This window comes from Luteibacter sp. TLI7-4A, assembly GCF_056754745.1.
In genome coordinates this window covers 2,013,669-2,030,811 of the sequence record NZ_JBPGWO010000001.1, presented here as the reverse complement: position 1 = coordinate 2,030,811, position 17,143 = coordinate 2,013,669, and the positions used below count along the sequence as shown (strand labels likewise).

The following is a 17,143-nucleotide window of genomic DNA, read 5'->3' as shown; positions in this document are numbered from 1 at the left end:
GCGATACCTGAAGATCATGCGCATCGACGTGGTTTCGCTGTTTCCCGATTTCGTCCGCCAGTCGGCCGCGATCGGGGTGGTCGGCAGGGCGCAGCAGCGCGAACTGTTACAGGTGGAAGCCTGGAACCCTCGCGACTTCGCCACCGACAACTACCGCACCGTGGACGGCCGGCCCTTCGGGGGTGGACCGGGCATGGTGATGCTGATCGAACCATTGCGGGCGGCGCTCGCGGCGATTCGCGAGGCGGCACCGGAACCGGTGCACGTGATTTACCTCAGCCCGCAAGGTGCGCGGCTGACGCAGAAGCGGGTGGAAGCGCTGGCCGAGATGCCGCGAATCGCCCTCATCTGCGGACGTTACGAGGGTGTGGACGAACGCCTGCTCGAGCACGAGGTCGACGAGGAGCTCTCAATCGGCGATTATGTGCTGTCTGGCGGTGAACTCGGCGCAGCGGTGATCATCGATGCGGTGGGTCGTCTACAGGAAGGCGCGTTGAACGACGCGCAATCCGCCCAGCAGGACTCCTTCTCGGATGGCTTGCTGGATTGCCCGCATTACACCCGTCCCGTGCAGCACGACGCATGGGGTGGCGTGCCGGAGGTGCTGCTTTCCGGCGATCACGCGGCTATCCGTCGCTGGCGTCGCAAGCAGTCGCTGGGTCGTACCTGGCTACGCCGGCCGGATCTGTTAACGCAGTGTGCGCTCGACGATGAGTCGAGGGCATTGCTGGATGAATTCCGCCGTGACTATGCACGGCCAAACGGTGCGGCCGAATAACTCGGTCGCCGTAAACAATTGCGACAGGTGTGCCATGAACAAACTTCTCCAACAGTTCGAAGCCGAGCAGATCACCCGCCAGCTGCCGGATTTCGGTCCTGGCGACACCGTGATCGTCAACGTCAAGGTGAAGGAAGGTAACCGCGAGCGCGTCCAGGCGTTCGAAGGTATCGTCATCGCCAAGCGCAGCCGCGGCCTGCACTCCGCCTTCACCGTGCGCAAGATCTCGCACGGCACCGGCGTCGAGCGCGTGTTCCAGTCGCACAGCCGTGCGATCGACTCGGTCGAAGTGAAGCGCAAGGGTAAGGTCCGCGGCGCGAAGCTGTACTACCTGCGTGGCCTGGAAGGCAAGGCTGCCCGCATCAAGGAAGACGTCGCCGCCGCCGCTGCCGCCAAGGCCGCGAAGAAGGCCGCTGCCGTCGCCGAGTAATCGGTTGCCGCAAGGCGAAGAAAAAGCCCGCGAGCGATCGCGGGCTTTTTTGTTGTCCCGCGCTTGGTGGGAGCCGACCCTGTCGGCGATGGTTGCTTGCCGTAACCTGGCCCGCTGCCGCGGGATCGCCGACAAGGTCGGCTCCCACCAGTCACTGGATGGCTGGTTCCCGGATGGCTGGGCAGTCGCCGGTCAGACCGGCATGTATTCCTCGGCCAGCACTTTCGCTGGCTCTTGCAGGAAGTTGCCTTGGATGAAGTCCACGCCGCAGGCGAACAGCAGCGACGTGCTGACGGCGTCCTCGACCCACTCGGCCACGGTCTGCTTGCCGGAGGCATGGCCTTCCTTGCAGATCTCCGCGATCTTCTTCTGGTTTTCCGGGTGCTGCGGCAGGTCGGTCATGAAACTGCGGTCGATCTTCAGGAAGTCGGCTTCGACGTGGTTGAGCATCTGGAACGAGTTCAGGCCGGAGCCGAACTGTTCGATGGCGAAACCGCCGCCCGCCTTGCGCCAGCCGCTCACGAATTCCTGGGTGGGGCGCAGGCTCGTGAGCACTTTCGATTCCGGCATCTCGATCACCAGCTTGCTCCGGCGCAGGTTCGCCGATTCGAGGCGGCGGACGAGCCAGGGAAGCAGGTCGGGATCTTCCAGCGACTGCAAGGTCATCTTCACGAAGTAGGTCGTGGTCAGGCCATCGTTCTCGCGGTGGGCGAGGGCGTCGATCGCATGGCCGAGTACCCAGCGGTCGATCGCGGGAAGCAGGCCGTTGCGTTCCGCCACCGGGAAGAAATACGACGGCAGCACGTCGCCCTTGGGCCCCCGCATGCGGACCAGGATCTCGTAGAACTCGCCCGCGGCGTCCTGCAGGCTGATGATCTGCTGGTGGTACAGGCGCAGGCCATCCTCGGCGAGCGCCTGGCGAACGAGGTCGAGCCAGTACTGCTCGCGTTCCGCGTCGGCTTTCTCGCGCGCGCTGGGGTCGTGCAGTTCCACGCGGTTGCCGCCCTGGTTCTGCGCGGCCCGCAACGCCGTACTGGCCTGGTCGAGCACGGTCTCGGTATTGGCGTTTTTCTCGGCCAGCAGCGTTCCGCCGAGCGTGATGGTGACCGTGAGCGAGCGCGAGCCGGCGTCGAAGATGCTTTCGGCAACGGCATGGCGCAGGCGTTCCGTGAGCGCGGCGTGCTCGAGGTCGCCACGCGAGTGGAGAACCAGTCCCAGCGTGTGATCGCCGAGTACGCCGGCGATGTCCTCGTCGTCGATCGATTCGTTGACCTTGGTGGCGATCGCGGCCAGCAGATGGTCGGCGTTACCGATGCCCGCGCTGGCGACGATGTCTTTCCAGTTGTCCGGTTCGAGCAGGATCACGGCCTGTCCGGCACGTCCCGCCGCTGCCGCCGCCACCGCCTCGTCGATATGCGCGAGCGTGTGGGCGCGATTGAACAGGCCGGTGACGGGATCCCGTTGCAGTTGCGCCACCAGGGCCGCGTCCACCGTTTGCTGGCGGAACACGATTTGCAGGCAGGACTCGCCTTCGAAGGTGGCATGGGCGAACTCGACCATGGCCTTGAAGGTACCGCCATCGTCGCGGCGCGCGAGCAATTCCATCGGCGGTGGTGTCTTGTCGCCCTTGGAAAGGCCGCGCAGGACGGCCTTGAACTCATCGGCATGCGTGCCGGCGACCAGGTCGAGGATCGGCAGGCCGATGATGTCGTCGAACTCGGCGAGCCCGAAGGCCTCCAGGTAAGCCTGGTTCACGCGCACGTGCATGCCTTCGTGGACATAGGCGATGGCGTCGCGCGAGGAGTCGAGCAGCGCGTCGCAGCGGCGCTCGGTCTCGCGCAGCGAGGTTTCCAGCCGGCGCACCTGGCGGCGGGTGGACAGGGCGTCGAATTCACGGCGGACCACGGCCAGCACCTGGTCCGGACGCTTGCGCAAGGCCACGCCACGGCAGCCATTGGCGAACAGGTCGGCGATGGCGTCGTCGTGCAGGCTGTCCACCACGGCGATCAAGGAGAGGTCGCGACCGCTGGCATCGAGCTGGCGCATCACCGCGCCGGCATCGATACCCGGCACGCCGGGGTTCATGAGAACGAGGTCCGGCCCGATATCGTCGAGCGCAGTCCGGATTTCGTCCGCGTTCGTCGCGCGGGCGGGGCGAACGGCGATGCCACCGTTGCGCAATACGTTGATCAAGAGTTCGGCGTCTTCCACCGAGTTCTCGATGAAGAGGATCCTGATGACGTTGTCGTGTTTCATGCCGTTCCGAATGACCGCTTGCCCACCCCGCGAACCGGCTTGCCGGCCCGCTCCCCCCAGCGCGTCCGGACAGGTCATGCTGACCGGATGCCGCCCATACTAACGCGCGAAATCGGCAATAGGTCGCTTGGAGGCATCACCCTGCAGTTCGCGTACCAGCCTGGGCACGAGGAAACCCGGCAAGCGGTTGCGCAGTTCGGCCATGAGGGCGAGGGCCCGGTCGTCGTCCACCTCGAAATGGGCGGCCCCCTGTACCTTGTCGAGCTGGTGCAGGTAGTAGGGCAGCACGCCGGCCGCGAACGAACGTTCGCACAGGCCCACCAGCGCTTCCGCGTCGTCGTTGACGCCACGCAGCAGGACCGACTGGTTCAGCAAGGTGGCGCCCGCGGCACGCAGGCGGGCGCAGGCGGCATCCACCGCATCGTCGAACTCGTTCGCGTGGTTGGCGTGCAGCACGACCACCTTCTGCAGGGGCAACGCGGCCAGCCACTCGGTGAAGCCCTCGTCGACCCGCTCGGGCAGGACCACCGGCAGCCGGGTGTGGATGCGCAGGCGGATCACGTGGGGCAGGTGGGCGAGCCCGCGGGTGAGTTCCTGGAGCTTGTGCGTGGACAGCGACAGCGGATCGCCGCCGGACAGGATCAATTCGCGGATGGACGTGTCCGCCCGCACGTGTGCCAGTGCCTCGCGCCATTGGGCCGCCGCGGCGATTTCCTCGCCGTAGGGGAAGTGCCGGCGGAAGCAGTAGCGGCAATTCACGGCGCAGCTGCCGCTGGCGATCAGCAGCGCGCGCCCGTCGTATTTGTGCAGCAGGCCGTGCCCGGCGCGCGCCGCCATGTCGCCGACCGCGTCGATGGCGAATCCCTCCGCCACTTCGTGCTCGGCCGCCCGGGGCAGCACTTGCAGGAGCAGCGGATCGGAAGGATCGCCGTGGCGCATGCGCGCCACGAAGCCCCGTGGCACGCGAAGCGGGAAGCCCGCGTCGTCCGGGGGAAGCAGGTCGGGCCGGTGGCCCAGGCCCACGGCGGTCAGCAGCTCCCCGGCATCGGTGATGGCGTCCCGCCACAGCTCGCGCCAGCCAGGAAGGGGCGGCGATAGGCGGGAAGTGGGGCTTGCGGTTATCATTACGGACCTTGGATCGGGCCCAGGAGCCCGTGACAGACCCCATTTTAGCCGCCCAGCGGGGCGGATTTAACCCTGGAGCAGAAAGCGCATGGCGACCCTTGGCCTCAATGATGTCAAAACGGGCAAGAAGATCCTTCACAACGGCGATCCGTGGATCATCACCGAAGCCGACTTCATCAAGCCGGGCAAGGGCCAGGCCTTCACCCGCATCCGCATCCGTAATCTCAAGGATGGCCGCACCACCGAGCAGACGCTGAAGTCCAGCGATTCGTTCGAGGAAGCCGATGCCGTCGATACCGATGCCCAGTTCTCGTACGTCGAGGGCTCCGGCAACGAACGCGAATGGGTCTTCATGCACTCGGAAACCTTCGAGCAGTACCGTGCGAACCTCGCCGCGATGGGCGACGCCTGGAAGTGGCTCAAGGGCGACGAGGAATGCGTGGTGACGCTGTTCAACGGCAATATCATCGCCGTGACGCCGCCGAAGTTCGTCGAACTGAAGATCGTCGAGACCGATCCTGGCGTTCGTGGCGACACCTCGGGCGGTGGCGGCAAGCCGGCGACCCTCGAGACCGGCGCCGTGGTTCGCGTGCCGCTCTTCGTGAACCAGGACGAAGTGATCAAGGTCGATACCCGCACCGGCGAGTACGACAGCCGCGTCAAGTAAGGCCACCGGCGTTTTGCCTGGTATCGCGGCACGGCGGCCCCCGAGGGCGCCGTGCCGTTCTTGTATGAGGCTCCCGTTTCCCCACCGAGGCCCCGAATGACCGCCAGCCCCACCGACATCGACCTCCTCATCGAGGCCCGTTGGATCGTCCCCGTCGAGCCCCACGCCGTGGTCCTCGACGACCACGCGGTCGCCGTGCACGGCGGCGAGATCCTGGCCGTGCTGCCGGTCGCCGCCGCCCGCGCGGCCTACGCGCCGCGAGAGCGGATCGAATTGCCCGAGCACGCGCTCATCCCCGGCCTGGTCAACGCGCATACACACAACCCGATGACCTTGCTGCGCGGCCTGGCCGACGACCTGCCGTTGATGACCTGGTTGCAGCAGCATATCTGGCCGGCGGAAGGTCGCGTGATGGGTCCGGAATTCATTCGCGACGGCGTCGAGCTCGCCGTGGCCGAGATGATCCGTGGCGGCACCACCTGCGCCAACGAGAACTATTTCTTTCCCGACGTGATAGCGGCCACCTACCGCCGGATGGGTTTTCGTGCGGTCATCGGTTTGCCGGTGATCGATTTTCCCACCGCCTGGGCGACCACGTCGGACGAATACTTCAGCCGCGCCGTCGAGGTACACGATGCCTTGCGCGGCGAGTCCCTGCTCACGACGGCATTCGTGCCGCATGCGCCGTACACGGTCTCGGACGAGAACTTCGAGCGCATCCGCATCCTCGCCGACCAGCTCGACATCCCGGTCCACCTGCACACGCACGAGACGGCGCACGAAGTGGAAGAGGCCGTGGCGAAAGACGGCATCCGTCCGTTCGCGCGCCTGCAGAAGCTCGGCATCGTCAATGAGCGCCTGGTGGCGGTGCACATGACCCAGCTGACGGATGGCGAGATCGCCGCCTGCGCCGTCGCCGGGGTTTCCGTGGTGCATTGCCCCGAATCCAACCTGAAACTCGCCTCGGGCTTCTGTCCGGCGGAAAAACTGCGTGCCGCCGGCGTGAACGTCTGCATAGGCACCGATGGCTGCGCCTCGAACAACGACCTGGACATGTTCGGTGAAATGCGCACCGCCGCGCTCCTGGCCAAGGCCGTGGCGGGCGACGCCGCCGCCTTCGACGCCGCCTATGCGCTGCGTGCCGCCACGCTCAACGGCGCAAAGGCGATCGGCCTGGGCGACCGCGTGGGCTCGATCGAGCCGGGCAAGCGAGCCGATCTCGTGGCCGTGCGTCTCGACGCCCTGGAAACCCAGCCGCTCTACCATGTGGCATCGCAGCTGGTCTATGCCACGGGCCGCCACCAGGTCAGCGACGTGTGGATCGATGGCGTGCGCAAGCTCGCCTCGGGCGAACTCCTGGGCATCGACACCGCCGCCATCCGCGCCAAGGCACGTGCCTGGCGCGAACGCATCGCCGCGGAGGATCCGGCATGAACGAACCCTTGCACCTCTATCTCGTGCTTGCCATGCGCAATCCAGGCTTCAAGCCGGAAGCGGGCGAAGCGCACCAGGCCTTCCTTGCCGACCTGATCGAGCAGGGCCTGCTCGAACTCACCGGGCCCTTCACCGATGGCAGCGGCGGCGCATATATCCTGCGCGCGACCGATCTCGCCACCGCGATGCGGATCGCGCACTCCGATCCACTGCACATCACCGGCTCGTCCACGCTCACCGTGCATGAATGGCGTGCGCGGCGCCCCGTGACGGAGGACTGAATCATGCAGAACAACACCAACGTCAGCGCGGAAGAAATCGCGCGCTTCGAAAAGCTCGCCGCGCGCTGGTGGGACCCCGATGGCGAATCGCGTCCCTTGCACGACCTGAATCCGGTGCGCGCCGCCTATGTCGCCGGCCACGCCAACCTCCGTGGCGCCAAGGTGGCGGACGTCGGTTGTGGTGGCGGCCTGCTCAGCGAGGCGCTGGCGCGCGCCGGCGCGAACGTCACGGCCATCGACCTCGGTGAAAAGCTCATCGAGATCGCGAAGCTGCACCTGTTCGAGTCGAACGTGCAGGTCGACTACCGCGTGCAGTCGTCCACCGCGCTGGCGGAAGCCGAACCGGCCTCGTTCGACGTGGTTTGCTGCATGGAGCTGATAGAGCACGTGCCCGACCCGGCCGAACTGGTCCGCGATCTCTCGGCGATGCTCAAGCCCGGCGGCCAGCTGTTCCTGTCCACGCTCAATCGCACGCCGGCCGCGTTCGGTGCGGCGATCGTGGGCGCCGAATACCTCATGCGCCTGCTGCCGCGTGGCACGCACCATTACGCGCAGTTCCTCAAGCCTTCCGAAGTGGCCACGATGCTGCGCCGCTTCGACCTCGAGCTGGAGGACATCAAGGGCCTGGCCTACAACCCGCTCACGCGCAACGCCAGCCTGTCGGCCAACACGGCGGTGAACTATGTGCTGGCGGCCAGGAAGACGGCATGAGCCGGCTTCCCTTCAAGCCCGAGGGCGTGTTCTTCGACCTCGACGGTACCCTGCTCGATAGCGCCCACGAGCTGTACGCGGCCTTGCTTGAACTGTGCGAGGAGCAGGGTGTCGCACCGCCGCCGTACGAGCGCGTGCGTCCCGTGGTCTCGCGTGGGTCGCGCGCCATCATCGGCGCCGGCTTCCCGGGCATCGCCCCGGACGAGCTGCTGAAGCTCGTTCCGCGCTACCTCGAACTGTACGAGGCGTGCATGGCCAGCCACACCGTGGTCTTCGATGGCGTCGAGCCCCTGCTCGCGGCGCTCGGCGCGGCGGGCATCCGCTGGGGCATCGTCACCAACAAGCCCGGCTTCCTCACCGACGCCTTGCTGCCGCGGGCCGTTCCGCACTGGAAGCCCGCCGCCGTCGTCTCCGGCGATACCCTGCCGGTGAAGAAACCCGATCCCGCACCCGTGCTGCATGCCTGCGCACTGGCGGGCTGCGATCCCACCCGCTCGGTGTACGTCGGCGACGACCGCCGCGACGTCCTCGCGGGCCATGCCGCCGGGCTCTTCACCGTGGCGGTGCGCTGGGGCTATCTCGACGGTGGCGATCCGGATGCCTGGGGTGCCGATGCCGTGCTGGATCATGCCGATGAACTGGCCGTCCTGCTCGGCGTGGGGGAGGTTGCCGCGTGATCGACGGTGCGACCGGGAGCTTCGTCGACAAGTGGCTCGCCGTGCAGCCGCAACAGCGGGTCGCGCTCGGCTTCGTGGACGAACGCATGCGCGACGAACGGGTCGCGCTGGCCGCGTTCGAACAGGAGCTGGTCTCCTCGGCCTACGGCATTCGCGAGCCGCAGGTGGCCGCGGCCAAGCTGCAATGGTGGGCGGAGGAACTCTCCGGCGCCGCCGCCAGCGGTGGACGCCACCCGCTTACCAAGCTGCTGTTCGGCGGCGATCGCGCACGCGCCATCCCGGCGAACATGTGGCTGGCTCCCGTGCTCGCGGCCATGGCGCAACTGGAACAGGGCACGCCGTCGGATTTCGGCGCCCAGGTCGCCGCGTCCCGTGGCCTGCACGGCGCGCTGGCGACCCTGGAAAACGCCTGGTGGTTCGGCCCCGGCGCGCCAGTGGAATCGGCGTCGCGGATCGCCACGCTGTCGCACCTCGTCTTCGCGTTGTCGCGGCTGGAACTGGACGCCGAGCGTGAGCGCCTGCCATTGCCGATGACGCGGCTGGCCCGCCATGGCCTCGCGCGCGCGCACCTGAAGACCGATTCCCCGGCGCGGCGCGAGGCGCTGCGCGCGCAGCTGGGCGAACTCGCCGGCGGGCTGCGCGAAGCGTTGGCGCTGGGCGAGCCGCTCAGCACCTTTCGCGGGCTGGAGGGCCGCACGGCGCTGTCCACGGCCCGTGGCGCGGCGCGCGCGGGCGAACCGCTGGCCGAGCTGCACCGCCGCCAATCGCGCTCCGGTCCGGCCACCGCCCTCCGTGCCTGGCTCGCGGCGCGCCACGCCGCGCGATTTACCTGAACGGATCGTTTCCCCGCAAGGACCATTGAGCCCACCCTCCTGGCCCCCATGTCGGGCACGGTAAGCCGCATACCGGCACGTCCCAAGGACCTTCCCGATGTACATCCACGATTCCCCGACCCGCCTGCTGCCCGACGTGGCGTCGCAGGAGCATGCCCTGGCCATCGGCACGCTCGACTGGGTCGGGATGGACGGCATGGAGATGCCCGTCGCTTTCGACGCGGGGGATGGCGACGTGCGCTCCACGGGGGCTCGGGTGGGGGCCTTCGTCAACCTCAACAAGCCGGAAGCGCGTGGCATCCACATGTCGCGGCTCTACCTGCTGGTCTCGGATGCCCTTTCGGCCGGACCTCTCACGGTGGGCGGTATCCGTGCGCTCCTGGAATCGTTCCTGGCCTCGCACGAGGGCCTCTCGGACCACGCCCGGATTACCATCGGTTTCGAGCACCTGGTGCGCCGCAAGTCGCTTCGCAGCGAAAACAGTGGCTGGCGCGCCTATCCGATCACCATCGACGCGACACTCAGCGGCGACGCTTTCCGCATCGAGATCACCACGGACGTCCTCTATTCGTCGACCTGCCCGGCCTCGGCGGCGCTGTCACGCCAGCTGATCCAGGATAATTTCGCGAAGACGTTCTCGGCGGGCGAACCACTGGACCGCGAGACCATATTGGCCTGGCTGGGCACGGAGCAGGGCATCGTCGCCACGCCACATGCGCAACGCAGCACTGCCACCATCCGCGTGCGCCCCACGGGCGAGGGCGTCTTCCCGCTGATCGGCATGATCGACAACGTGGAATCGGCGCTGGGCACGCCGGTGCAGACGGCGGTGAAGCGCGCGGACGAACAGGCCTTCGCGCTGGCCAACGGACAGAACCTCATGTTCTGCGAGGATGCCGCGCGACGTATCCAGAAAGCGCTGGAAGCCGACCCGAACATCGCCGACTTCCACCTTCGCGTGGCACATCATGAGAGCCTGCATCCGCACGACGCGGTGGCGTTCGCTTCGAAGGTGCGCTGAAGCCGCTAACCAGTCCTGGCGCGGACCAGGTCACAACAACCTGGTGGGAGCCGACCTTGTCGGCGATCCCGCGGCAGCGGGCGAGGTTACGGCAAGCCTCCATCGCCGACAGGGTCGGCTCCCACCAAGACCTGCCTCACCAAGGCCTGTCATCAGTCGGTTGCTGCGTCTCAGTGGATGCCCGGCAGCAGCAGCGGGTCCAGGCGCGTGCCGAACCAGTTGAAACCCCAGTGCAGGTGCGGACCGGTGGCACGCCCGGTCTTGCCCGCCGCGCCGATCACCTGGCCCTGGCGCACCCGCTCGCCGACCTTCACATCGATCCGCGACAGGTGCAGGAAGTTCGACGACAGGCCAAAGCCGTGGTCGAGCAGCACGGTGCCGCCGGTGAGGTAGAGGTCCGGTTTGGCGAAGGTGATCACGCCATCGGCCGGGGCTTTCACCGGGGTGCCTTCGGGCACGGCGATATCCATGCCCGAATGCGGCGCCTTGGGATCGCCGTTGTAGATCCGCTGGTTGCCGAAGCGTCCGCTGATGCGTCCGCTCACCGGCCAGGTGAAACCCCGGACGAAGTCCTCGCGGGCATCGTCGCGATCGCGCGCGGCGACCACCTCGGCCTGCTCGCGTTCGATCCGCGCGGCGATCTCCGGTGGCGGGTTCACCGTTTTCGGCGGGACGCCATTCACGCGCTCGACAGGCCAGTCACGCGGCGAGACCGCGACACTGCGCCGCGTATTTCCGAGGGTGACGACGATAGGCCCGCGTTCGTCGCGTCCGGCGCCGAAGACGAAGAGGCCGTCGTCGCCCACATGCACCGGCTTGCCGGCCACGGTGACGCGCGTGCCGGGCACCGCATGGCCGATGACGAGGCCTCCTTGCGAGACGCTGGCGGGCAGGTCGGGGACGGCCGCGACCGCGAGCGCGGGAAGCACGAGCGTGGCGAACACGCTTGCGAATCCTCTCATCGATCGAACGCGAGACGCTGGCCGCGGATGTTGCCGTCCACGTTCCGGCCATCCCACACACGCTGGCCATTGACGAAGGTCGCGGCGATGCTGCTGCTGAACGTCGTGCCTTCGAACGGCGACCAGCCGCACTTGGACAGGACTTCCTCGCGCGTCACCGTGTGCCGGCGTTTCGGATCCACCAGCACGAGGTCGGCCGCGTAGCCTTCGCGGAGGAAACCGCGCTTGTCGACGTCGAAAAGCTTGGCCGGTGCATGGCTGACCGCCTCGACGACGCGCTCCAGGGTGAGCTTGCCCTCGAACACGCGCTCCAGTGCCGCCTGCAAGGCGAACTGCACCAGTGGCAGGCCCGACGGCGCCTTGTCGTACTTCTGCGCCTTTTCCTCGAGCAGGTGCGGCGCGTGGTCCGTCGCGAGCACGTCGAGCCTGCCCTCGGCCAGCGCCTTGGTGATGGCCTCACGGTCGGTTTCGTCCTTGATCGCCGGATTGCACTTGATCAGGAAACCGAGGCGCTCGTAATCCGGCGCCGCGAAGTGCAGGAAGTGCACGCAGGTCTCGGCGGTGATCTTCTTGCCTTCGATCGGGCCCGGTTCGAACAGGGCCAGTTCGTCGGCGGTGGAGATGTGCAGCACGTGCAGGCGGGTGCCGTGCTTCTTCGCCAGGGATATGGCCAGCCGGGTGGACTTGATGCAAGCCTCCCGCGAACGGATCAGGGGATGTTCGCGGGCCGGGATGTCCTCGCCGTAGACCGCATGCGCCTTTGCCAGGTTGGCGTCGATCATCGGCGTGTCTTCGCAATGCGTGATGATCGGCGTGGGCGCGTCGCGGAAGATGTGGTCGAGCGTTTCCGGGTTGTCGACGAGCATGTTGCCCGTCGACGCGCCCATGAAGACCTTGATGCCGGGAGCGCTCTTCGGATCGAGCGCGCGGATCGCTTCCAGGTTGTCGTTGCTGGCGCCGAGGTAGAACGCATAGTTGACCACGGAGGTTTCCGCGGCGCGGGCGTACTTCGCCTCCAGCGAGTCGCGGTCCAGGGCGGGCGGCTTGGTGTTGGGCATTTCCATGAAGCTGGTGATGCCGCCGGCGGCGCAGGCGCGGGATTCGCTGGCGATATCGGCCTTCTGGGTGAGGCCGGGCTCGCGGAAGTGGACCTGGTCGTCGATCATGCCGGGCAGCAGCCACAGGCCGGAGGCGTCGATAACCTCTTCGTCACGATCTTTTTCCAGACTCTGCGCGATGGTCGCGATTTTTCCATCGCGGAGGCGGACGTCGGCGGTGAAACGCCGGCCTTCGTTGACCAGTTCGGCGTTCTTGATGAGCCAGGCGTCAGTCATGGGTATGTGCTCCTTGGGCGCCGCAGCGGCGCAGGATGAAATGTTCCGGAACGGGGTCGTGGCCGCCTTCGCAAAGCGGCTGGCAGCGCAGGATGCGCCACGCACCCAGGGTCGCGCCGCGCATCGGGCCGAAGCGCGCTATGGCAACCCGTGCATAATCGGAACAGGATGGATGGAACCGGCATCGAGCCCCCAGCATCGGGCTCAGCCATCGTTTGTACGCAGAGAGCAGGGATAAGAGGAGGCGGGTCACTGTGAGTCCGGTGTCGACCGGCGTAGGGCCAATCGACAGTATCCCAGAAGATAGGTTGCTGGGGTAACGCATCTGGGCTATAACACCCCGCCGCCACGGCCACCGAGGTGAAGGAAATGGCGAAAATTGCTCGTAGTTCCACAGCTGCCAAGGGTGCCGCCAAGAAGGGCGGGGCCGGTGATGTGAAGGCGACCAGGAAGACAACGGCCGCGGTGAAGGCGGCCAAGGCGCCGGCGAAGAAGGCCGTCCAGGCCGCGGTCAAGTCCGCGACGAAGGCGGCCGCCAAGGCAGCCCCGAAGAAGACAGCCGCGCCTGCCAAGAAGACGGCACCGAAACCCGTGGCGAAGAAAGCCCCGGCGAAAGCCCCTCCGAAGGCGGCGTCGGCGAAGACGGCCAAGACGGCGGCGCCCAAGGCGACACCGAAGCCGGCTACGAAGGTGGCCACCAAGGTGGCGGCGAAGACCGCCCCCGCCGCCCCGGCGAAGAAAGCCGCGCCCGCCGTGACCAAGGCGCCGGCGAAGAAGACGCCCGCGACGCCCGCGAAGAAGACATCCGCGGCGCCTGTAAAGGCCGCACCCGCTCCGGTATCCACGCCGGCAGCCAAGAAGACCGCACCGGCCACCCCCGCCGCCGCGCCCGAGAAGGGGCGCACGGCATCGGCCGTTGCCACTGCGACACCCCGGACGGCGTCCGCGGTGGGCAGTTCCACCTCATCCAGAAACGAGAAGTCCGCTCAATCCAGCATGAATAGCACTGCCTCCAATACCGCCGACAACGGCATCACGCGCGAAGACGGCCGCTATGCGCTGCCGGCTTCCACCGTCATCGACCTGCCCAAGGGTTACAAGCCGAACGACGACGAGGAGTACATGAATCCTCGTCAGCTCGCCTATTTCCGCAACAAGCTGAAGGACTGGCGCGAACAGCTGGTCGAGGAATCGCGCCAGACGATGGACAACCTCCGTGAGGAAGTCCGTGACGTGGGTGACGAAGCCGAACGCGCCACGCGCGAGACCGAGAACTCGCTCGAACTGCGTACGCGCGATCGTTACCGCAAGCTGATCTCCAAGATCGACAAGGCCCTTCGCCGGATCGAGGAAGGCCGCTATGGTTTCTGCGAGGAAACCGACGAGGAAATCGGCGTGGACCGTCTCGACGCCCGCCCGATCGCCACGCTGTCGCTCGATGCGCAGGAGCGCCGCGAACACCTGCAGAAGCAGATGGGCGACTGATTCCATCCTGTTGTGGTTGCGCCACGAGACGGCTCCGCATCGCGGGGCCGTCTTGCTTTCCGGCGTCCGCTCAGCTCCGGGCCAACGTCTCCGCCGCGTAGGCCTTCAACTTCGCGAGCATCGCCGCGAGCCCGTTCGACCGGGTGGGCGAAAGGTGCTTGGCGAGGCCGATCTCCTGGATGAACGAGGGCTCGGTGTCGACGATCTCGCGCGCGGAACGGCCGGAGTAGACCCGCAACACCAGGGCGATCAACCCGGAGACGATGGCGGAGTCGCTGGCGGCGTCGAAGTGCATCCTCGATGCGTCGCCCGATGGAATCAGCCAGACCATCGACTGGCAGCCGTGCACGCGGTTTTCCTCGGTCTTCCGCTCGTCGGGGAAGGGCGGTAGCTGGCGGCCGAGGTCGATCAGGTACTGGTAACGCTCGGTCCAGTCACCGAAGAAGGCGAATTCCTCCGCGATCGCGGCCTGTGCTTCGGTGGCCGTGGCTTCCATCGGCTCGTTCATGCCTTCACCACGCTCCAGCGCGTGCCTTGCGCGCCGTCCTCGATCGCGATGCCCCATGCCTTGAGCTGGTCGCGGATGGCGTCCGAGCGGGCGAAATCCTTCGCCGCGCGTGCCGCGCGGCGCTCCTCGAGCAGCGCCTCGATGGCGGCCGCGTCGACAGCCTCGCCCGGGTTGCCCTGGCGGAACCAGGCTTCCGGCTCCTGCTGCAGCAGGCCGAGCAGGGCGGCGCCGCCTAGCAGCGCGGCCTTGGCCGGACCGCGTGCCGCGCCGGTGGCGCGGCGGGCCGCATCGGCCAGCTGCGATATCTCGGCCAGCGCCTGGGGCGTATTCAGGTCGTCGCAGAGCGTGCTTTCGACGGACTCGGGCACGACCGCCTCGCCGGCGTCCACGTCGGCCATGTCGCGCAGGACGCCGTACCAGCCGTCGAGCGTACGTACGGATTGGGTCATCGCGGCTTCGGACCAGTCCAGCGGCTGGCGGTAATGGCCGCGCAGGAGCATGAGGCGCAGCGCCTCCGCAGGGTGCTTGCCGAGCAGCTCGTGCAACTGGAGCACATTGCCCAGCGACTTGGACATCTTCCGGCCCTCGAACGTGAGCATGCCGTTGTGCAGCCAGTACCGGGCGAAGGTCTTGCCGCCATGCGCGCAGACGCTCTGGGCGATCTCGTTCTCGTGGTGCGGGAAGGTGAGGTCCACGCCACCGGCATGGATATCGATCGTCTCGCCGAGGTGGGCCTCGCTCATGGCGGAGCACTCGATGTGCCAACCCGGGCGGCCGCGGCCCCAGGGGCTGTCCCAGCCGGGGAGGCTCGCGTCCGAGGGTTTCCACAGCACGAAGTCGCCCGGACTCTTCTTGTACGGCGCCACCTCGACGCGCGCGCCGGCCAGCAGTTCTTCCGGGTCGCGCCCCGACAGGGCGCCATAGGCGGGAAACGACTCGACGTGGAACAGCACATGGCCTTCGGCCTCGTACGCGTGGCCGCTGGCGATCAGGCGCTCGATCATCGTCACGATCTGCGGGATGTGCGCGGTGGCGTGCGGCTCGACATCGGGCGGAGCGACGCCGAGGCGGGCCATGTCGTCGCGGTAGGCCTGGGTGTAACGATCGGTGATCGTCGCGATCGGCACCCCGGCGGCGGCCGCGGCGGCATTGATCTTGTCGTCCACGTCGGTGATGTTCCGGGCGTAGACCAGGTTCGGGTAATGCCGGCGGATCAGGCGGGCCAGCACGTCGAAGACGACCGGTGGCCGGGCGTTGCCGATGTGGATGTAGTTGTAGACCGTGGGCCCGCACACGTACATCGTCACCCGCTGCGGATCGAGGGGGGTGAACGCCTCCATGCGGCGTGACAAGGTGTTGTAGAGCGAAATCGGCATCGGGAATCCGTGGACGGGAGCGGCGTGCGGGCCATCCGGAGATGATAGCAAGCCCACCCGGAGGGGACGCACGCGCGGGGCCGGAATCGGTTGACACGGGACGTCATGATTTCGCCCGCCGGTTCTAAGCGTGGATTCAGCGTGAACTTGCTGAAATGCTAGCCAGTAGGCGCCATTCGTGCGCCTGGCTGGAGGTTTTCCTAAATGTCTCGCCTGCTCATCCCCGCGCTCATTCTCGCCCTGTTCGCCACCGGCGTCAGTGCCCAGGACGGTCGCTACGTTCCCGGTCCTCCGGGCCCCGGCCCCTCCGCGGGCCCGGACGACAATACCCATTACGGCTGGGCGGACGTCCTGCGCGTCGACCCGGTGTACGGCGTGGCCCGCATCGAGACCCCGCGTCAGGAGTGCTACGACCAGCCCGTCGTCCGCCGTGAATCCAGCGGCAACAGCACGGCAGGCACCATTCTCGGCGCCGTCGTGGGTGGCGTGCTCGGCAACACCGTCGGCAAGGGTGACGGCCGCAAGGCCGCCACGGTGGTCGGTGCCGTCGCCGGCGGCGCGGTCGGCAACGGCATAGCCCGCAATGGCGACCGCACCTACGAAAGCACCGAAACGCGTTGCCGTGATGTCAGCTCGGTGTCCGAGCAGCGCCGCATCGCCGGCTACGACGTCGAATACCGCTATCGCGGGGAGGTCTACGTCTCCCGCCTGAACTACGATCCGGGCGAGCGCCTGCGTGTCCGCGTGAGCGTGGCGCCGGCGGACTGACCTCCGTCCCGCCTCTAAACAAGAAAGGCCGCGAGCGATCGCGGCCTTTTTTTGGTTCCCGGTTTTGGTAGGGGCCTTTTGATTCCGGTGGGAATCCTTGGGTACCGGTGGGAGCCGACCTTGTCGGCGATCCCGCGGCAGCGGGCCGGGGTAGGGCAAGCACCCTTCGCCGACAAGGTCGGCTCCCATCTGGAGCTCTCCCGCCTGAGCTCTCCCGCCAGGGAGAACCGGGCGTGTTGCGCGCCGCACCAAATCCCGGCATGATCGCGGTTCCACCTTTCCAGACCTTGCCGTGACCCACGCCGTCTACACCGCGATCATCCTTACCAGCGCCCGTATGGCCGCAGGAATGACCTCGCGTGCTCGTCGACCGTACATCGGACCACTGGCCGGGTAGGCTGTCGCGCGCGTTTCATTCGTACCGACTAAAAACCCGGCCATGCGCCGGGTTTTTTTGTTTTTCATTCCTCTCTCTCCTTCACGGCCCCGCGGCCACC

At 67.2% G+C, this 17,143-nt stretch carries 19 protein-coding genes; 11 read left to right on the top strand and 8 right to left on the bottom strand.

The features are described from left to right. The first annotated feature begins 16 nt into the window (after window positions 1-16). Together trmD and rplS are read left to right on the top strand one after the other, a co-directional pair. Window positions 17-778 (top strand): tRNA (guanosine(37)-N1)-methyltransferase TrmD, encoded by a 762-nt coding sequence (trmD, locus tag ACR9Y6_RS08935; RefSeq protein WP_371024937.1) that lies wholly within the window; start codon window positions 17-19, stop codon window positions 776-778. A gap of 34 nt (window positions 779-812) precedes the next feature. Then, complete coding sequence (gene rplS / locus ACR9Y6_RS08930; protein WP_371024938.1) at window positions 813-1,208, top strand: 50S ribosomal protein L19; 396 nt, start codon at window positions 813-815, stop codon at window positions 1,206-1,208. A 192-nt stretch (window positions 1,209-1,400) separates the two neighbouring features. Here rplS and ACR9Y6_RS08925 read toward each other — a convergent pair whose 3' ends face one another. After that, window positions 1,401-3,464, bottom strand: a complete 2,064-nt coding sequence (locus ACR9Y6_RS08925; protein WP_481280966.1) for an EAL domain-containing response regulator — start codon at window positions 3,462-3,464, stop codon at window positions 1,401-1,403. A gap of 99 nt (window positions 3,465-3,563) precedes the next feature. Next, window positions 3,564-4,589: an EF-P beta-lysylation protein EpmB gene (gene epmB, locus ACR9Y6_RS08920; protein WP_481280965.1), complete on the bottom strand. Its 1,026-nt coding sequence runs from the start codon at window positions 4,587-4,589 to the stop codon at window positions 3,564-3,566. A gap of 88 nt (window positions 4,590-4,677) precedes the next feature. Between epmB and efp the strand changes: the two genes are divergently transcribed. The 7 genes from efp to folE2 all read left to right on the top strand — a co-directional run bounded on the left by efp (window position 4,678) and on the right by folE2 (window position 10,213). Beyond that, window positions 4,678-5,256 carry an elongation factor P gene (gene efp, locus ACR9Y6_RS08915; RefSeq protein WP_481280964.1) on the top strand — a complete coding sequence of 193 codons (579 nt, stop codon included), beginning with the start codon at window positions 4,678-4,680 and terminating at the stop codon, window positions 5,254-5,256. Window positions 5,257-5,352: 96 nt separating this feature from the next. Beyond that, window positions 5,353-6,690 (top strand): TRZ/ATZ family hydrolase, encoded by a 1,338-nt coding sequence (locus ACR9Y6_RS08910; protein WP_481280963.1) that lies wholly within the window; start codon window positions 5,353-5,355, stop codon window positions 6,688-6,690. Next, the gene (locus tag ACR9Y6_RS08905) at window positions 6,687-6,971 is read left to right on the top strand and encodes a YciI family protein (protein WP_481280962.1); all 285 of its coding nucleotides are present in this window, start codon (window positions 6,687-6,689) and stop codon (window positions 6,969-6,971) included. The genes ACR9Y6_RS08910 and ACR9Y6_RS08905 overlap by 4 nt, the downstream gene beginning before the upstream one ends. Window positions 6,972-6,974: 3 nt before the next feature. Then, window positions 6,975-7,682: a bifunctional 2-polyprenyl-6-hydroxyphenol methylase/3-demethylubiquinol 3-O-methyltransferase UbiG gene (gene ubiG / locus ACR9Y6_RS08900; RefSeq protein WP_481280961.1), complete on the top strand. Its 708-nt coding sequence runs from the start codon at window positions 6,975-6,977 to the stop codon at window positions 7,680-7,682. After that, window positions 7,679-8,359 (top strand): HAD family hydrolase, encoded by a 681-nt coding sequence (locus tag ACR9Y6_RS08895; protein WP_481280960.1) that lies wholly within the window; start codon window positions 7,679-7,681, stop codon window positions 8,357-8,359. Before ubiG ends, ACR9Y6_RS08895 begins: the two co-directional genes overlap by 4 nt. Beyond that, on the top strand, window positions 8,356-9,192 hold the full coding sequence (locus ACR9Y6_RS08890) for a squalene/phytoene synthase family protein (RefSeq protein ID WP_481280959.1): 837 nt from the start codon (window positions 8,356-8,358) through the stop codon (window positions 9,190-9,192). The genes ACR9Y6_RS08895 and ACR9Y6_RS08890 overlap by 4 nt, the downstream gene beginning before the upstream one ends. Window positions 9,193-9,289: 97 nt before the next feature. Next, the gene (gene folE2, locus ACR9Y6_RS08885) at window positions 9,290-10,213 is read left to right on the top strand and encodes a GTP cyclohydrolase FolE2 (protein ID WP_481280958.1); all 924 of its coding nucleotides are present in this window, start codon (window positions 9,290-9,292) and stop codon (window positions 10,211-10,213) included. 170 nt (window positions 10,214-10,383) lie between these two features. Here the strand turns inward: folE2 and ACR9Y6_RS08880 are convergent, their stop codons facing one another. Genes ACR9Y6_RS08880 through yidD form a run of 3 tightly spaced genes read right to left on the bottom strand, consistent with a single transcriptional unit; the run spans window position 10,384 to window position 12,708 of the window. Further along, entirely contained in the window at window positions 10,384-11,175 is a 792-nt protein-coding gene (locus ACR9Y6_RS08880) for a M23 family metallopeptidase (protein WP_481280957.1), read from the bottom strand. Further along, a complete protein-coding gene (locus ACR9Y6_RS08875; RefSeq protein ID WP_481280956.1) occupies window positions 11,172-12,509 on the bottom strand; it encodes a dihydroorotase in 1,338 nt (445 codons plus the stop codon). The genes ACR9Y6_RS08880 and ACR9Y6_RS08875 overlap by 4 nt, the downstream gene beginning before the upstream one ends. After that, complete coding sequence (yidD, locus tag ACR9Y6_RS08870) at window positions 12,502-12,708, bottom strand: membrane protein insertion efficiency factor YidD (RefSeq protein ID WP_481282710.1); 207 nt, start codon at window positions 12,706-12,708, stop codon at window positions 12,502-12,504. Before yidD ends, ACR9Y6_RS08875 begins: the two co-directional genes overlap by 8 nt. Before the next feature lie 170 nt (window positions 12,709-12,878). Here yidD and dksA point away from each other — a divergent pair, with 170 nt between their 5' ends. Beyond that, window positions 12,879-13,994 carry an RNA polymerase-binding protein DksA gene (gene dksA / locus ACR9Y6_RS08865; protein WP_481280955.1) on the top strand — a complete coding sequence of 372 codons (1,116 nt, stop codon included), beginning with the start codon at window positions 12,879-12,881 and terminating at the stop codon, window positions 13,992-13,994. Between the two features lie 70 nt (window positions 13,995-14,064). On the opposite strand, the gene ACR9Y6_RS08860 is transcribed toward dksA, so the two are convergent. Further along, window positions 14,065-14,502 carry a SufE family protein gene (locus tag ACR9Y6_RS08860; protein ID WP_481280954.1) on the bottom strand — a complete coding sequence of 146 codons (438 nt, stop codon included), beginning with the start codon at window positions 14,500-14,502 and terminating at the stop codon, window positions 14,065-14,067. Beyond that, complete coding sequence (gene cysS, locus ACR9Y6_RS08855) at window positions 14,499-15,878, bottom strand: cysteine--tRNA ligase (protein ID WP_481280953.1); 1,380 nt, start codon at window positions 15,876-15,878, stop codon at window positions 14,499-14,501. The genes ACR9Y6_RS08860 and cysS overlap by 4 nt, the downstream gene beginning before the upstream one ends. 204 nt (window positions 15,879-16,082) lie before the next feature. Between cysS and ACR9Y6_RS08850 the strand changes: the two genes are divergently transcribed. After that, a complete protein-coding gene (locus tag ACR9Y6_RS08850; protein WP_306851298.1) occupies window positions 16,083-16,646 on the top strand; it encodes a glycine zipper 2TM domain-containing protein in 564 nt (187 codons plus the stop codon). A 306-nt stretch (window positions 16,647-16,952) separates the two neighbouring features. Here the strand turns inward: ACR9Y6_RS08850 and ACR9Y6_RS08845 are convergent, their stop codons facing one another. After that, window positions 16,953-17,111 (bottom strand): hypothetical protein, encoded by a 159-nt coding sequence (locus ACR9Y6_RS08845; protein ID WP_481280952.1) that lies wholly within the window; start codon window positions 17,109-17,111, stop codon window positions 16,953-16,955. Window positions 17,112-17,143 lie beyond the last annotated feature (32 nt).

What these genes read in the sequence shown, in the direction of transcription:
- trmD (WP_371024937.1), top strand. Translation starts at nt 17, where the DNA reads ATGCGCATCGACGTGGTTTCGCTGTTTCCCGATTTCGTCCGCCAGTCG.
- rplS (WP_371024938.1), top strand. Translation starts at nt 813, where the DNA reads ATGAACAAACTTCTCCAACAGTTCGAAGCCGAGCAGATCACCCGCCAG.
- ACR9Y6_RS08925 (WP_481280966.1), bottom strand. Translation starts at nt 3,464, where the DNA reads ATGAAACACGACAACGTCATCAGGATCCTCTTCATCGAGAACTCGGTG.
- epmB (WP_481280965.1), bottom strand. Translation starts at nt 4,589, where the DNA reads ATGATAACCGCAAGCCCCACTTCCCGCCTATCGCCGCCCCTTCCTGGC.
- efp (WP_481280964.1), top strand. Translation starts at nt 4,678, where the DNA reads ATGGCGACCCTTGGCCTCAATGATGTCAAAACGGGCAAGAAGATCCTT.
- ACR9Y6_RS08910 (WP_481280963.1), top strand. Translation starts at nt 5,353, where the DNA reads ATGACCGCCAGCCCCACCGACATCGACCTCCTCATCGAGGCCCGTTGG.
- ACR9Y6_RS08905 (WP_481280962.1), top strand. Translation starts at nt 6,687, where the DNA reads ATGAACGAACCCTTGCACCTCTATCTCGTGCTTGCCATGCGCAATCCA.
- ubiG (WP_481280961.1), top strand. Translation starts at nt 6,975, where the DNA reads ATGCAGAACAACACCAACGTCAGCGCGGAAGAAATCGCGCGCTTCGAA.
- ACR9Y6_RS08895 (WP_481280960.1), top strand. Translation starts at nt 7,679, where the DNA reads ATGAGCCGGCTTCCCTTCAAGCCCGAGGGCGTGTTCTTCGACCTCGAC.
- folE2 (WP_481280958.1), top strand. Translation starts at nt 9,290, where the DNA reads ATGTACATCCACGATTCCCCGACCCGCCTGCTGCCCGACGTGGCGTCG.
- ACR9Y6_RS08880 (WP_481280957.1), bottom strand. Translation starts at nt 11,175, where the DNA reads ATGAGAGGATTCGCAAGCGTGTTCGCCACGCTCGTGCTTCCCGCGCTC.
- ACR9Y6_RS08875 (WP_481280956.1), bottom strand. Translation starts at nt 12,509, where the DNA reads ATGACTGACGCCTGGCTCATCAAGAACGCCGAACTGGTCAACGAAGGC.
- yidD (WP_481282710.1), bottom strand. Translation starts at nt 12,708, where the DNA reads ATGCTGGGGGCTCGATGCCGGTTCCATCCATCCTGTTCCGATTATGCA.
- dksA (WP_481280955.1), top strand. Translation starts at nt 12,879, where the DNA reads ATGGCGAAAATTGCTCGTAGTTCCACAGCTGCCAAGGGTGCCGCCAAG.
- ACR9Y6_RS08860 (WP_481280954.1), bottom strand. Translation starts at nt 14,502, where the DNA reads ATGAACGAGCCGATGGAAGCCACGGCCACCGAAGCACAGGCCGCGATC.
- cysS (WP_481280953.1), bottom strand. Translation starts at nt 15,878, where the DNA reads ATGCCGATTTCGCTCTACAACACCTTGTCACGCCGCATGGAGGCGTTC.
- ACR9Y6_RS08850 (WP_306851298.1), top strand. Translation starts at nt 16,083, where the DNA reads ATGTCTCGCCTGCTCATCCCCGCGCTCATTCTCGCCCTGTTCGCCACC.
- ACR9Y6_RS08845 (WP_481280952.1), bottom strand. Translation starts at nt 17,111, where the DNA reads ATGAAAAACAAAAAAACCCGGCGCATGGCCGGGTTTTTAGTCGGTACG.